Here is a 13,332-nt window from a genome sequence, read left to right as displayed (position 1 = left end):
TGTCTATGATGGTTTATTATGCGAAGAAAATTGTGGAAGTAAGTCACGAGGTGGATTATGGAGGAAAATACGAGAAAAGCTGTTTCAAAAAATATTGATGAAAATGTATCTTATTTAAAAGACGAGCTAGGAATAGGAAAGAATTTTGATGTCATCCACTTAGAAGTAGAATATGTTGAAACAAAGATGTCGATGTTTCTTATTGATGGACTTGTCAAAGATGACTTACTGCATTTGCTAATGAAATTTTTGGCAAGGGTAAAAAAAGAGGAAGTTGATTCAGATATATTCACAAAGTTGATGAAAACGTATATTCCATACGTCGAGATCGAAGCTGTGGATGATTTAGAAAAAGTGGTGGATATGGTCTTGGCGGGACCGACCGCTTTAGTGGTTGATGGGATAGACAAGGTCATTCTTATCGATGCCCGAACCTATCCTGTTCGCAGTTCTGAAGAGCCAGATATTGAAAGAGTTGTTCGAGGCTCTCGGGATGGTTATGTTGAAACGATTGTCTTTAATACAGCATTAACTCGTCGAAGGGTAAGGGATCGAACCTTAAGAATGGAATACATGCAGGTAGGTCGCCGTTCCAAAACAGATATTGTCGTTTGTTATATTGCGGATATTGCCAATCCTGATATCGTCAATCGGGTGAAGGACGCCATTTCAAAAATTGACACAGATGGATTGCCGATGGCAGAGAAAACAATTGAGGAATTTATTTCTGGAAGGCATTGGAACCCTTTCCCTATGGTTAGGTACACGGAGCGACCTGATACTGCAGCCACTCACCTTTACGAGGGTCATGTTTGTATCATCGTTGATGGGTCCCCTAGTGTCATGATTACTCCTACAACCTTTTGGCATCATTTACAACATGCTGAAGAGTATCGGAATAAACCGATCGTTGGAGCATATTTAAGATTTGTACGCTTCCTAGCCGTTTGGGCATCCATCTTTTTGCTTCCATTATGGTATTTATTTGCTATAGATACAAATTTACTTCCTGAAGCCTTTGATTATATCGGTCCTAATAAGGATGGGCAACTGCCGCTTATTTTACAGTTTTTATTGATTGAGGTTGGTATTGATATGTTAAGAATGGCAGCGATCCATACGCCATCTTCTTTAGCGACGGCATTAGGACTGGTAGCAGCGCTAATGATTGGGCAAGTGGCCGTTGAGGTTGGATTATTTATTAATGAAGTCATCCTATATTTAGCTATTGCTACAATCGGAACCTTTGCAACACCAAGCTATGAATTAAGCTTGGCCAATCGAATTATGAGAATCATTTTACTGATAATAACAGCCATGTTCCACACTTATGGTTTTGTTTTGGGTACATTAGGTTTAATAATCTGGTTAGTGAGTATGAAATCCTTTGGAGTTCCATACTTCTGGCCATTCATTCCCTTCAACCTAAGGGCGCTAAGGGATGTCGTATTAAGGTCACCAATTCCGTTGAAAAATAGAAGACCAAATATTCTTCGTCCAAAGGACCCTGATCGTTAATAGGAAAAAATCTTCACAGACTGTTTACGGCAGTCTGTTTTTTCAATGTAACAGCTTGAGGAGAGCAATAATTTAGATTATACTTTTAGTTGTTAAAGGTCTTTTAATAAAAGGCTATTGAGAAACTTTCTGTTGTATGAAAAAAATGGATATCAAAGTTTACCTTAGCCAATAAAATAAATCGAGGTTCGTGATGAAAAGCATTTATGATATTCAACAGTTATTAAAAAGATTTGGTACAATTATTTATGTTGGCGATCGTATAGGGGATTTAGACTTGATGGAGGCTGAAATAAAGGAGCTCTATCAAGCGAAATTCATTGAACCCATTGAATATCAGACTGCCATTTTATTAATTAGACATGAAAGACAATTTTTATTAGAAAAAGAAAAGAAAAAGATCTAAATGACTCTTAAACATCAGAGAAAAGGTGATACCGATGAGTGAAAAATGGCTGATAGGCGTAGACCTAGGAGGAACAACAACAAAATTAGCTTTTCTTAATCAAAACGGGGATATTATACATAAATGGGAAATCCCAACGGACAATACTGATGAAGGTAAAAACATTACAACAAATATTGACAAAGCTATCGAGGAAAAACTAGCTGAACTAAACGATACAAAGGAGAACGTTCTAGGTATAGGTATGGGAGCTCCAGGGCCTGTTGATTATGAGAAGGGAATTATTTATAAAACTGTAAATCTATCGTGGCATGAGAATTATCCTCTCAAAGACCTTCTGCAAGAGGTGACAGGCTTACCGGTTGCTATTGAAAATGATGCAAATTGTGCTGCAGCAGGAGAAATGTGGAAGGGGGCTGGAAGCGGCTCTCAAAATGTTCTTTTCGTAACATTAGGTACTGGAGTTGGAGGAGGAATCGTTGCAAATGGTAAGATTCTTCAGGGCTCTAGAGGTGCTGGGGGTGAAATTGGTCATCTAGTTTCTGTGCCAGAAGGAGGGGCCCTTTGTGGTTGCGGCAAGACTGGTTGCTTAGAAACAGTCGCATCTGCAACTGGAATTGTTAGAATTGCTACAGAAGAGCTAAAGTCAAAAAGAATCATTTCGGGTTCATTATATGATATATTCCAATCCAATGGTGTAATTACGGCAAAGGATGTATTTGATTGTGCAAACAATGGTGATGAGAAGGCGTTATCGGTAGTAGATCAAATTTCTCATTATTTAGGATTAGCGCTCGCTAATATTGCATCTACCGTAAACCCTGAAAAGATTGTGCTTGGTGGAGGGGTTTCAAGAGCAGGTGATGTGCTCTTAAAACCGGTACAGCATTATTTTAAAAAGTACGTTTTTCCACCGATTAAGGATTATACCACCATTACTTTAGCCACACTCGGAAATGATGCAGGAGTAATTGGTGCAGCGTGGTTAATAAAAGATCACATACAACAACAGTAGCAAATTGTAAATGATTTGTATGAAGAGGTCCAAAAGTATCCTGAATGAAATTGCTCTACTAGCGATTTTTTCATGAAGGGTATTTTGGATCTTTTTTATTTAACTTCAATTGGGGGCCAAGCAAATATTCCCACATTTTTAATATGTATTATATGATAAGGAAATTAGGGGGAATAAAATGAAGGTTCATTTCAGAGAGGGAGATTCGTTCAACTATTATAGTCAGCTTTATTGGATTCCGTTAAACCTATTGATAGACTCTAACCGTCATATTGATGTACAAAATGTTAAACGTGGAGAAATTATTCACATACCTGGTTTTGAGATTGAGAAATATACAATAAGAGAGAATGATGAACTTAACAAGCTTGCTGCTAAAAGGAATTTATCGAATGATGCAATAATCCTTGTAAATCAAGGATGTGATTTTAATAATATCTCGATTGGGTCAACCATTTTTTTGCCTAAGAGGGTATGTCAACCAGTTATCAATGGAAAGAGAAAATATAATTATGATGCTTTGAGTCAGGATATAGAAAAGATTTTAGAACTATATCCTTTTATTAAAGTTAAGGAAATAGGAAAGAGTGTTTTAGGAAATTCCATAAAAGAAATTAGGATTGGGAGGGGCGAAAAGAAAGTTCATATGAATGCTTCCTTTCATGCTAATGAATGGATTACTACATCTGTTATTATGTCATTATTAAATTCATTCCTCCTATCGATCACCAATCTCCAAGCAATGAAACGAATCCATATGGCTCCATTTTATGATTTAGTACAAATATCCATTGTTCCGATGGTAAATCCAGATGGTGTTAACTTAGTCATCAACGGTTCTCCCGAAGAAAATCGGGAGGATTTAATTCAAATGAACGGGGGAAGTCAAGATTTTTCCGGTTGGAAGGCAAATATTAGAGGAGTCGATTTAAATAACCAATTCCCTGCAAACTGGGAAATTGAAAAAGAAAGAAAGATCCCAAAATCTCCTGCCTTTAGAGATTATCCTGGAGAAATGGCCTTATCGGAACCTGAAGCGATAGCAATGGCAAAATTAGCAAATGAAAATCACTTCTCTAGAGTAATTGCTTTCCATACACAAGGAGAGGAGTTTTATTGGGGATATGAAGGGAATGAGCCCCCTGAATCTTTGTCACTTGCTGCAGAATTTGAAAGGATGAGTGGATATAAGTCTGTGCAAAATGTAGATAGCCATGCAGGATTTAAGGATTGGTTTATTCAAACTTTTAAGAGGTCAGGTTTTACCATTGAATTAGGAAAAGGTATCAATCCTTTACCGTTGTCTCAGTTTAACGAAATATATAAAAAAGTAGAGGGTCTTTTCTTAGCATCTCTCTATATGTGATGGTATGCTATAGGCGATAATATAAAAATTTATATAAGTTTTTTTCTTATGCATGAAACATTTGTATGATTGGAACGTAATTCAATTAAGTATATAACTAAGTAGGTGTGGAATTGAAAGTGAAAACAATGAACAATATACCTCGTTCGCTTGTCTTTTTTTCTTTAATCGTCATTTCTACACTATTATTAATAAGCGGTTGTAAGCAGAATAAAGAACCTCAAAAAGTGGTAAAAGAACAGCCGGAAAAGGTAGAGGAACCGATTGAGAAAATAATCGCCCCTATTCTTATAGAGGAAGGTGATTTTTTCTCCGTATATGGTTGGTTAGATGATCATACGATTGTATATTCAACCGAGGCAGCTCAGGGAAGCAATGTGTATAAATATGACCTGATTAAAGGCCAAAGCCAGCGATTATTCCAATCAGATCATCCTATTGTAACGGTTAAAATTAGCCCTTCTAAAAATTGGATCCTTATCCATTCCTCCCCCTCCACCTATTTAGGGGTTGTAACAATAATCGATCAGGAGGGGAAAATCGGTTTATCTCGAGAAGTAGAATCAACTGAATTAGGAATAGAATGGAACTCTTATGATGATAATGCAATCCTATTATCAGCCTTTAATGAAGATTGGAGCTATCAGACTTTTTTATTACATATTGCAGAAAAATCTATGAAACAAATAAATATAGCTGAGCCCTTTGCCTATTGGGTAAATGAGAAGGAGCTTATTTATCTTGCATGGAATAATGATACTCCATCATTACTGGCTCCTCTTATGAAAACAAATATAGAGAATGGTGAAGTTTCGAAGCTATCACCTAATGTATTCCAGGTTCATGCCTTTCACAAAATTTATGCCACAATTACAGTAGATAATGATGATAAAAAATATGCATTATATTCGTTTTATACGAATGATAATAAGAACTTAAAAACCATCAGGATTCCACAAATATCAAGGTATTCGGACTGGCTTGTCCCCTACTCTGATTTGATTGAAAAACATCGAAGATTTGTTACCTTTCAGCCTGTAAAAAGTGGAGATATTGACTCGTATAGAGAAGGCTTTCAGCTTGTTTCTTATTCATTAATGGATGATAACCAAGAACTTTTAATAGAAGACATGCAGAATGAGCCTTTAAGCTGCTCACCAAGTGGCAAGTTTTGTTTATATGGGAACTATTTGGAGAAGCTTATCAACTTAGAAACGAAAGAAGTGATTCAATTAGTGGAAGGTAGTTTCTAAAGATTTTTAGATGAAAGAGATAATTAAGGGAAAAGTGGAAGGAAATTGGCATAAAAAAGACTGCCCAATGTGGCAGTCCTTTTAAGCTAATTAATTTTTTTATTAGTGTACTGCCGGGAATCCGGAGTTCACTAAAGTCATAATAGCAAACCAGCCAAATACAGCTGCTGTTCCAGCTCCAAAAATAATTCCTAGTACATTCTTGTTTTTCAACGCGCTAAAAGTACCAAATAATCCGAGTAGAGCTACTAAAAAGAAAATAATAACAAGTCCCATTATGAATGCCCCCTTTTTGTTTTGATTAATAGCGTATGGCCTATATGAAAATAATTTCGGCACCACCAATGTTAATTACTAATATGTACATTCGAATCTATTTTATTATTTTTTTATTTGTTTGTCGAGTTCAAAAAGTGACACTTCTATGTCAAGTGACACGCAATTTAGGAAATTTCTTCTCCAATGTGGAATAATTTCTATAATTATTCATGGAGATGGTTGTTTTCTCTACTGCTTAAGGATATTAATTTCTGGTGCACTATAGTGTAAAATAGTACTAACAATTTCTTATGGAGGTGCCAGATGGAGTACATAAAAATGCCCCTAGGACCATTACAAACGAACTGTTATATTATAAAAAATGACAACAATACATGCCTTATCTTTGACCCGGGTGAAGAAGGGAGTAAAGTAATTGAGGTACTTAACCATAATGGTTTAGTACCTGCAGCAATTCTTTTAACACATGCCCATTTTGATCATATTGGGGCAGTTGATGAAATCCGTGAGATGTATCAAATCCCTGTCTATCTTCATGAAAATGAATCGGACTGGTTGGGAAATCCAGTATTAAATGGATCACAATTTTTTATGCCAAATCATTTAACATGTGTGAAGCCTGCAAATGATCTTTTAAAGGGTGAAAAGCAGGTGACCGTTGGGGACTTTACCTTCCATATTTATGAAACACCAGGACACTCACCAGGAAGTGTTTCCTTCCATTTTCCTGAAGTTGATTTGGTAATATCTGGAGATGCGCTATTTCAAGGAAGTATAGGCCGAACAGACTTACCGGGGGGTGACCATTCTCAGCTAATGAACAGTATCCATGAGAAATTATTGACTTTATCAGAGGAGACAATCGTTCTTCCAGGTCATGGACCAGAAACAACTATTAGAAATGAAATGGATAGGAATCCTTTTCTTAATGGATTTTAAATAGAAAAGCCCTTCTTATAAAGAAGGGCTTTTCTGGGGGAAGTTCTATTCATAATAATGGGAGGGAATCTAGTTAAGCTACTACTTTAAAGATATAACACAGAAAACACTATGTCAATAGTGTAAAGTAAAAAGAAGGGAAAAAAATGAAAAATTACCTAAAAAATAAAATCCTGGAAAGTCCATCAAAGATGATTTCTTATGCAGCGTTTATTCAAGAAGCCTTATATCATCCTACATTGGGCTACTATATGAAAGAAAGGGAGAAGGTCGGAAGATTTGGAGATTTTATCACTACAAGCAATGTTTCAGATATATATGGGAAAATTGTAGCACGTTGGTTTTCTAAGCTTGTTGATGAAAAGGGAATTCCGGCAACGGTTTGCGAGATTGGAGGTGGCAATGGAAGATTTGCTAATGCTTTTATTGAGGGATGGAAGGAATTAAGTACAGAAAAACTCCAATATTATATCCTTGAGGAAAGTCCTTATCACAGGAAATTGCAGCTTGAAACCATCCAGTTTGATGAAAATATTAGACAAATTTCCTCTTTAGAAGAACTAAAGCCATTTCATGGTCTAATCTTCTCTAATGAATTATTTGATGCTCTTCCTGTCCATGTCATTGAGAAAAGGAATAATCAAATAATGGAGGTCATGGTTTCTTTTAATGGAGATCGTTTTGTTGAGGGATTCGTTCCATTAGAAGATGATTCCATTCAATCGTTTTTGGAGGATAGTGGATTAGTTCTCCAGCTTAATCAACGAATCGAAATTCCACTCTCTATGGTGGAATTTGTTAAGAAAATAGCAGATGTGATTGAAAGAGGATTGATTCTTACAGTAGATTATGGATACACGAATGAAGAATGGATGGAACCAAGTCATCAAGATGGGAGCTTAAGAGGGTACTATCAGCATGGTCAAGTCAACGATGTTCTTAAAAATCCAGGGGAAATCGATATCACCAGTCATGTACATTTTGATTCCTTCATCCAAATAGGAGAGGAACATGGGTTAAGGCTACATAAGAAAGTGAGGCAGGATGAATTTTTTCTTTCCATTGGTTTATTGGAACAGTTACTAGAACATTCTGATCCAAACCCTTTTTCAGAAGTTAGTAGAAGAAATAGAGCAATTAGAAGTTTAATAATGCCTAATGGGATGAGTTCATATTTTCATGTGATTATTCAATCTAAGGGCTTAGATGGACGTTTTTAGAGTTGTACATATAAAAAAAGCGATGGTTTTCCATCGCTTTTTTGGTTGGCAAAAGGTTATTCGGCCGTTACACCAGGAATCATCATAAAGGTTGACCAATATGTAAAGCCAATAAAGAAAACTGTTAAATAAGCACCAAAAACATAAATATACGTACGTTCGGAAAGCTTTAAATAGCTTAAAAGCAAGAAAAATCCTGTTTGACCAAAGAAAATTAAGGACGTTGTATACATTCCGCCTAAAAAGAACATAACTGCGAAAATTCCCGTCCAGAATCCAATTACTCTGTACATACGATCCATATGTATCCCTCCTTTTCCCCTACAAATCCATCATACAATATTATAAATGAAAACTCTGAAAAGTAAATATAAGTTTATTACTACTTTGTGACGATTGCGTGGTAGGCGCAGGAATCACAGCCAGTAAACATATTTTGTTTTTCCACAAGTTCAAATGATTCAAAAAGAGCTGCAAACATCCCTTTTAAGAATTCAATGTGCATGTTACATACAGTTGTGGTATGTTCTTCAGCAATTTCCTTAAACGGACAGTTAAATATTTGAAAATATATTTTTGATTCTTCTTCATTAATTTCAAATTCTGGATAGAAGCCAGCTACTGTTGAAGCATGCTTCAGAATGTTCATTTTTTGTTCAAATGATAAGTCAGTACCTTGGTGAAGTCGGCTAATCTCTTGGTCAACTACCTCCATACCAAATTTCTTTCCAGTTTTATATAAAGCAGCTTTTCCAGCCTCTCCAAGAGAGACCATAGTTTCAATCGCAATTTTAGATAGCAATTGATAATCCCTAAAAGGAAAATTCAATTGAATAACATCATCAGAAAGACGGTATAGTCTACTTGGACGTCCACCCTTGCCAGTTTTCTTTGTTTCAGATTTGAGCATATTTACATCTTCAAGCTTTGAAAGATGAAGACGGGCTACGTTTGGATGGATATTAAAACTATCAGCAATTTCCTGAACAGTAACATCTTGATGTCTTTTTGTAATGTATTGGTAGATATAGTATCTTGTTGGATCTGATAGCACATTAGTTATTCTTAACGTTTGTTCCAATTGATTCACCTCAGGACAATTTTAATTAAATCCATTATAATACAGCAAAAATAGGTTAACACTGTAAACACTATAAGTTTAGAAAATGTTCACATTTAATTGAATAAATCATGAACTAACTTATTTGAACATTATTTGACATTTCTAATGGTGTTAGTTTACTCCACTTTTTTATAAAAAAAATAATGGAATTAGAAGGAAAAGGAGGTATTACGTCGAAATAAATAATTAATTTAATGAAAAGGTGGTGTTTAACGAACTTGGCATCTATTGAAACATTGGCAGATAGAATGTTGAAAGAAGCTGTCAGAAATCGTGCATCAGACATTCACATTATTCCGCGTCAAAAGGATACTTTAATCCAACTAAGGATCGCAAACAAACTCATACCTCGTTTTATTTTGCCCCTAAACGAATGTGATCGATTGATTTCCCATTTCAAGTTCAAGGCACAAATGGATATTGGTGAAAAAAGGCGTCCCCAAAGCGGTGCTTTTTCTTTACGAATTGATGGTCAATATGTTGGTGCACGTCTATCCACTCTCCCTTCGAATAATCACGAAAGCCTAGTCATCCGAATCCTTCCACAGCAAGAACAAATTCCTTACACACGACTCTCCCTTTTCCCAAGTATGACAAAAAAACTGTTAGCTCTATTAAAACACGCACATGGATTGGTTATATTTACAGGCCCAACAGGAAGCGGGAAGACCACAACCTTGTATTCTCTCCTAAATGAAACCTCCCATATGTTTAATAGAAATGTCATAACATTAGAAGATCCAATTGAAAGAAATTACGATTCTGTTTTACAGGTTCAGGTAAACGAAAAGGCAGGGGTGACTTATTCCACTGGACTAAAAGCCATCTTAAGGCATGATCCGGATATCATCATGGTTGGAGAGATTCGTGATAGTGAGACAGCAAGAATTGCTGTACGTGCGGCATTAACTGGACATTTAGTGTTAAGTACGATGCATACTCGAGATGCGAAAGGAGCGATTTATCGCTTATTAGAATTTGGTGTCAATAGACTTGAAATTGAACAAACACTTGTGGCAGTAACTGCGCAGAGGTTAGTTGAATTAACATGTTCTTATTGTGGAGAGAATTGTTCACCCTTTTGTGATATGTATGGTCCATTAAAAAGAGCTAGTGTTTTCGAATTACTTTCAGGCAGAGCTCTTGCATGTGCATTGAAGGAGGCAAGTGGTGAAAAAAGTAATTTTCACTATCAAACATTAAAGGGGGTAATTAGAAAGGGGGTTGCTCTTGGCTTTATTAAGGAATCTGAGTACCATCGCTGGGTATTTGAAGAAGAAAAGGAATAAATGGTCGATTGAGGAGCAGGCCCATTTTCTAAAGAGAACAGGGGAGCTTCTATCAAGGGGCTATCCACTTTCAGAGGCTATCGAATCAATTACTTTTCAAATGCCTGATATGAAGAAGAAGGATATCAAAAATTGTTTGTTAGATTTAAAAGAGGGTTTTCCTTTTTACAAGATATTAATGGATATGAACTTCCACTCAACTTTAATTGGTTTTGTGTATTTCTCTGAACAACATGGGAATTTAGCAAAAGCCTTTCAAGATGGAAGCGAGATGATGCTCAAAAGGGTAAGAGATATGAAAAAGCTAAAGAACATTTTAATGTACCCTATCTTCCTTATACTTATCACCTTTTTCTTATTTATTTTTGTAGAAAAATCACTGCTCCCAAGGTTTTCTGTCCTTTTTCAATCTATGAAGCTAAAAGAGAATTTTTTTACGAAAATTGTTTATGTATTTGGTGATCTATTTCCACTTCTGTTATTCCTCCTTGTGGTCAGTCTTTTTTCCTTACTCCTCTTTTACTTCCTTAAATTTAAACATTTCACAATGCTAAAGCAAAAATATATGATTTCCTCCGTTCCGATTATTGGCTCCTTTTTTAAATTATTATATACCCACTACTTTTCCGTTCAGCTTAGTTATTTATTATCCGGAGGTTTATCTATCAATGAGGCATTAACTGTTTTTGAAGAGGAGGAGCAAAGGTTTGAGCATGAAATTGGACTTGAAATCAAACAGCTTTTAACTGCAGGCCAAAAATTCGAGGATATCCTATTACAGTTTCCTTTTTTTGAAAGAGAGCTTTCAGGAATTGTAAAGCATGGTCTCGAAAATGGGAAGCTTGATCAGGAATTACATTTTTTTGGACTTCATTGTTTGCAGCGTTTTGAAGAAAAAACCGAAAAGCTTCTGAAGAAGGCACAGCCTCTGTTATTCTCAATCATTGGACTGCTAGTAATATCTATGTATTTAGCCATATTATTGCCTATGTTTCATCTACTAGATGGATTTTAGAAAGGAGAATCTTATGTTTAAGAATGAAAAAGGATTTACTCTTATTGAAATGATGATAGTGTTATTAGTGATTTCTGTGTTACTTATTATTACCGTCCCTAATATTACAAAGCACAACTCGAATATAAATGATAAGGGCTGTAAGGCGTTTGTGAAGATGGTTCAAGGGCAAGTGCAGGCGTATGAAATGGATAAAGGGAAGCTACCTGCAGATTTGGCAGAATTAGAGACAAATGGATACTTGAAAAAAGGGGAGACAAGCTGTCCGAACGGGAAAGCATTAACAATTAGCTCTGAAGGTGAAGTTACTATGAGTACGGGTAGTTAAGGTGAATAAAAGGTGAATAAAAGGTCTGATTCTGGCTTTACATTAATTGAAACCCTTTTTGTATTAAGTGTCTTTATGATTATGATAACAATAACCATCATCATGATGAAGCCTCAAAATAATCTCCTTGAACGAAGCCTATTTTTTTCTCAGTTTAAATCAGATTTCTATTATGCACAGCAATATGCGATTGCTAATCAACAAATGCTCTTCTTCAGTTTTCTCCCCTCAGAATTCACCTATTATATAAAAAATCAGGATGGAACTTTTCAGATTAAACGTCAATTTGAAGAAAATATTATCATTAGGGAAGGAACATTAAGTCTATTTTTTAGGGTAAATCCAAATGGAAATGTAAGTAAGTTTGGGAGCATATACATTCAGATTGGAAAGGAGACCTATCGACTTATCATTCATATAGGAAAGGGGCGTTTTTATGTTGTGAAAGAATAGAGGGTATTTTCTTGTTGAATTGCTATTTTCAATGTCAGCCATCCTGTTAATAGCAGGAGGGTTACTCCCCATTTATTTGCAATTAACTAAACAATCTTTGAGCGTTGAGAGGGAGCTAAATGCAACACATATTTTATATGAAGTCATTTTAGGGAATACCCCCACAATGCATCAAAAGGAGACAGAGGTCACTCGGAATCGAGTTAAGTATGAAATTATTTGGAAGGAAAGTGACCATACTCAAATGAAGGAGGTGTGCATTTATTATAAAGATGGTTTTCATCAAAGTGTTAAAAAATGTAGGGGGATGGAATAACAAAGGCTTTACCATGATAGAAATCATTTTTTCCTTTACGATTTTTTGTATAATCGTCTCTTTTCTTCCAATAATCTTCCGAACCATATTAAACCCGAATCCTATTGATGAAAGAATACAAAGAATGGAATGGGAGGTGTTTATCAGCCAGCTGAAAATGGAAATTCAAAGCTGCGATTTTATAAGTGGAGGAAAAAATCAATTAGTATTAATTAATGATGGACATGAAATTATCTTTGAAAAATATGGGACGAATATTAGAAGAAAGGTTGATAACGAAGGGCATGAAATTATGCTACAAAGAGTGAGGATGGTTGAATTTGAGCAAGTAAGAAATGGAATGACAATAAATGTTGAAGATATGGGCCAAAAAAGTTATTCATCAACCATCTATAGTCTAATCGAATTGGAGCCTCATCATGATGTTTAATGAGAAAGGGTTCTTTTACCCCTTAACCTTTATCCTCGTTCTTCTTTTTTCCTCCTTTATAACTATTCAAACCGAATTATACTTATCAGAAAAAAGATTATTAATAGAAACAGAGCATAACTTTGAAAAAGAATACTATTTCAAGCTAGCAATAAACGATATTGAAGAAATCTTCAATAATGATGGATGGAAGGAACATTCTGGAGTCTTAACATATTTACATGGCAGAGTAGATTATTCCGTAATAGATTTATCGAAGGATGTTGGGCAAATTACTATTCATTTGACAATCGGAGAAAGAAACCAAGTATCCGGATTTGCCTATTATGACAAAAATCAAAAAAAAATGATAAAATGGTATGAAAATAACAAGTAGGGGATA

17 protein-coding genes are annotated in these 13,332 nt (G+C 35.5%); 14 read left to right on the top strand and 3 right to left on the bottom strand.

Features of this window, described 5'->3' with window-relative positions; all coding sequences use genetic code 11:
* Positions 1 to 57: 57 nt before the first annotated feature.
* From BQ6100_RS14495 to BQ6100_RS14475, 5 genes are all read left to right on the top strand, one after another.
* A complete protein-coding gene (locus tag BQ6100_RS14495) occupies positions 58 to 1,518 on the top strand; it encodes a spore germination protein (protein WP_075982300.1) in 1,461 nt (486 codons plus the stop codon).
* Positions 1,519 to 1,711: 193 nt separating this feature from the next.
* The gene (locus BQ6100_RS14490; protein ID WP_075982299.1) at positions 1,712 to 1,924 is read left to right on the top strand and encodes a YqgQ family protein; all 213 of its coding nucleotides are present in this window, start codon (positions 1,712 to 1,714) and stop codon (positions 1,922 to 1,924) included.
* Positions 1,925 to 1,958: 34 nt separating this feature from the next.
* Positions 1,959 to 2,939 (top strand): ROK family glucokinase, encoded by a 981-nt coding sequence (locus BQ6100_RS14485; protein WP_075982298.1) that lies wholly within the window; start codon positions 1,959 to 1,961, stop codon positions 2,937 to 2,939.
* Between the two features lie 178 nt (positions 2,940 to 3,117).
* The gene (locus BQ6100_RS14480) at positions 3,118 to 4,305 is read left to right on the top strand and encodes a M14 family metallopeptidase (protein WP_075982297.1); all 1,188 of its coding nucleotides are present in this window, start codon (positions 3,118 to 3,120) and stop codon (positions 4,303 to 4,305) included.
* A 119-nt stretch (positions 4,306 to 4,424) separates the two neighbouring features.
* The gene (locus BQ6100_RS14475) at positions 4,425 to 5,558 is read left to right on the top strand and encodes a YqgU-like beta propeller domain-containing protein (RefSeq protein WP_084780412.1); all 1,134 of its coding nucleotides are present in this window, start codon (positions 4,425 to 4,427) and stop codon (positions 5,556 to 5,558) included.
* Positions 5,559 to 5,660: 102 nt separating this feature from the next.
* On the opposite strand, the gene BQ6100_RS14470 is transcribed toward BQ6100_RS14475, so the two are convergent.
* Positions 5,661 to 5,834: a DUF2759 domain-containing protein gene (locus BQ6100_RS14470; protein ID WP_075982296.1), complete on the bottom strand. Its 174-nt coding sequence runs from the start codon at positions 5,832 to 5,834 to the stop codon at positions 5,661 to 5,663.
* 306 nt (positions 5,835 to 6,140) lie between these two features.
* Here BQ6100_RS14470 and BQ6100_RS14465 point away from each other — a divergent pair, with 306 nt between their 5' ends.
* Entirely contained in the window at positions 6,141 to 6,776 is a 636-nt protein-coding gene (locus BQ6100_RS14465) for an MBL fold metallo-hydrolase (RefSeq protein WP_075982295.1), read from the top strand.
* A 146-nt stretch (positions 6,777 to 6,922) separates the two neighbouring features.
* Positions 6,923 to 7,996 (top strand): class I SAM-dependent methyltransferase, encoded by a 1,074-nt coding sequence (locus BQ6100_RS14460; protein WP_075982294.1) that lies wholly within the window; start codon positions 6,923 to 6,925, stop codon positions 7,994 to 7,996.
* 56 nt (positions 7,997 to 8,052) lie between these two features.
* Here the strand turns inward: BQ6100_RS14460 and BQ6100_RS14455 are convergent, their stop codons facing one another.
* Complete coding sequence (locus BQ6100_RS14455) at positions 8,053 to 8,298, bottom strand: DUF2626 domain-containing protein (RefSeq protein WP_075982293.1); 246 nt, start codon at positions 8,296 to 8,298, stop codon at positions 8,053 to 8,055.
* Between the two features lie 80 nt (positions 8,299 to 8,378).
* Complete coding sequence (locus BQ6100_RS14450; RefSeq protein ID WP_075982292.1) at positions 8,379 to 9,077, bottom strand: helix-turn-helix transcriptional regulator; 699 nt, start codon at positions 9,075 to 9,077, stop codon at positions 8,379 to 8,381.
* 260 nt (positions 9,078 to 9,337) lie between these two features.
* Here BQ6100_RS14450 and comGA point away from each other — a divergent pair, with 260 nt between their 5' ends.
* From comGA to comGG, 7 genes are read left to right on the top strand one after another with little or no spacing between them, the layout of a single operon-like run.
* Positions 9,338 to 10,408 carry a competence type IV pilus ATPase ComGA gene (gene comGA, locus BQ6100_RS14445; protein ID WP_075982291.1) on the top strand — a complete coding sequence of 357 codons (1,071 nt, stop codon included), beginning with the start codon at positions 9,338 to 9,340 and terminating at the stop codon, positions 10,406 to 10,408.
* Positions 10,350 to 11,423: a competence type IV pilus assembly protein ComGB gene (gene comGB / locus BQ6100_RS14440; RefSeq protein ID WP_235816532.1), complete on the top strand. Its 1,074-nt coding sequence runs from the start codon at positions 10,350 to 10,352 to the stop codon at positions 11,421 to 11,423. The genes comGA and comGB overlap by 59 nt, the downstream gene beginning before the upstream one ends.
* A 13-nt stretch (positions 11,424 to 11,436) precedes the next feature.
* The gene (gene comGC / locus BQ6100_RS14435) at positions 11,437 to 11,751 is read left to right on the top strand and encodes a competence type IV pilus major pilin ComGC (RefSeq protein WP_097677923.1); all 315 of its coding nucleotides are present in this window, start codon (positions 11,437 to 11,439) and stop codon (positions 11,749 to 11,751) included.
* Between the two features lie 12 nt (positions 11,752 to 11,763).
* Entirely contained in the window at positions 11,764 to 12,204 is a 441-nt protein-coding gene (comGD, locus tag BQ6100_RS14430; protein WP_084780410.1) for a competence type IV pilus minor pilin ComGD, read from the top strand.
* 31 nt (positions 12,205 to 12,235) lie between these two features.
* Positions 12,236 to 12,520: a hypothetical protein gene (locus BQ6100_RS21480; RefSeq protein ID WP_173719794.1), complete on the top strand. Its 285-nt coding sequence runs from the start codon at positions 12,236 to 12,238 to the stop codon at positions 12,518 to 12,520.
* Complete coding sequence (gene comGF / locus BQ6100_RS14420; protein ID WP_141770155.1) at positions 12,477 to 12,950, top strand: competence type IV pilus minor pilin ComGF; 474 nt, start codon at positions 12,477 to 12,479, stop codon at positions 12,948 to 12,950. The genes BQ6100_RS21480 and comGF overlap by 44 nt, the downstream gene beginning before the upstream one ends.
* Positions 12,943 to 13,326: a competence type IV pilus minor pilin ComGG gene (gene comGG / locus BQ6100_RS14415; RefSeq protein ID WP_159433160.1), complete on the top strand. Its 384-nt coding sequence runs from the start codon at positions 12,943 to 12,945 to the stop codon at positions 13,324 to 13,326. The genes comGF and comGG overlap by 8 nt, the downstream gene beginning before the upstream one ends.
* Positions 13,327 to 13,332 lie beyond the last annotated feature (6 nt).

It is taken from the genome of Bacillus massilinigeriensis (assembly GCF_900117315.1).
GTDB classification, from domain to species: Bacteria; Bacillota; Bacilli; order Bacillales; family Cytobacillaceae; genus Bacillus_BE; species Bacillus_BE massilionigeriensis.
Note: the sequence above shows the minus strand (reverse complement) of the source record. Positions and strands in the feature narration are given on the sequence as shown.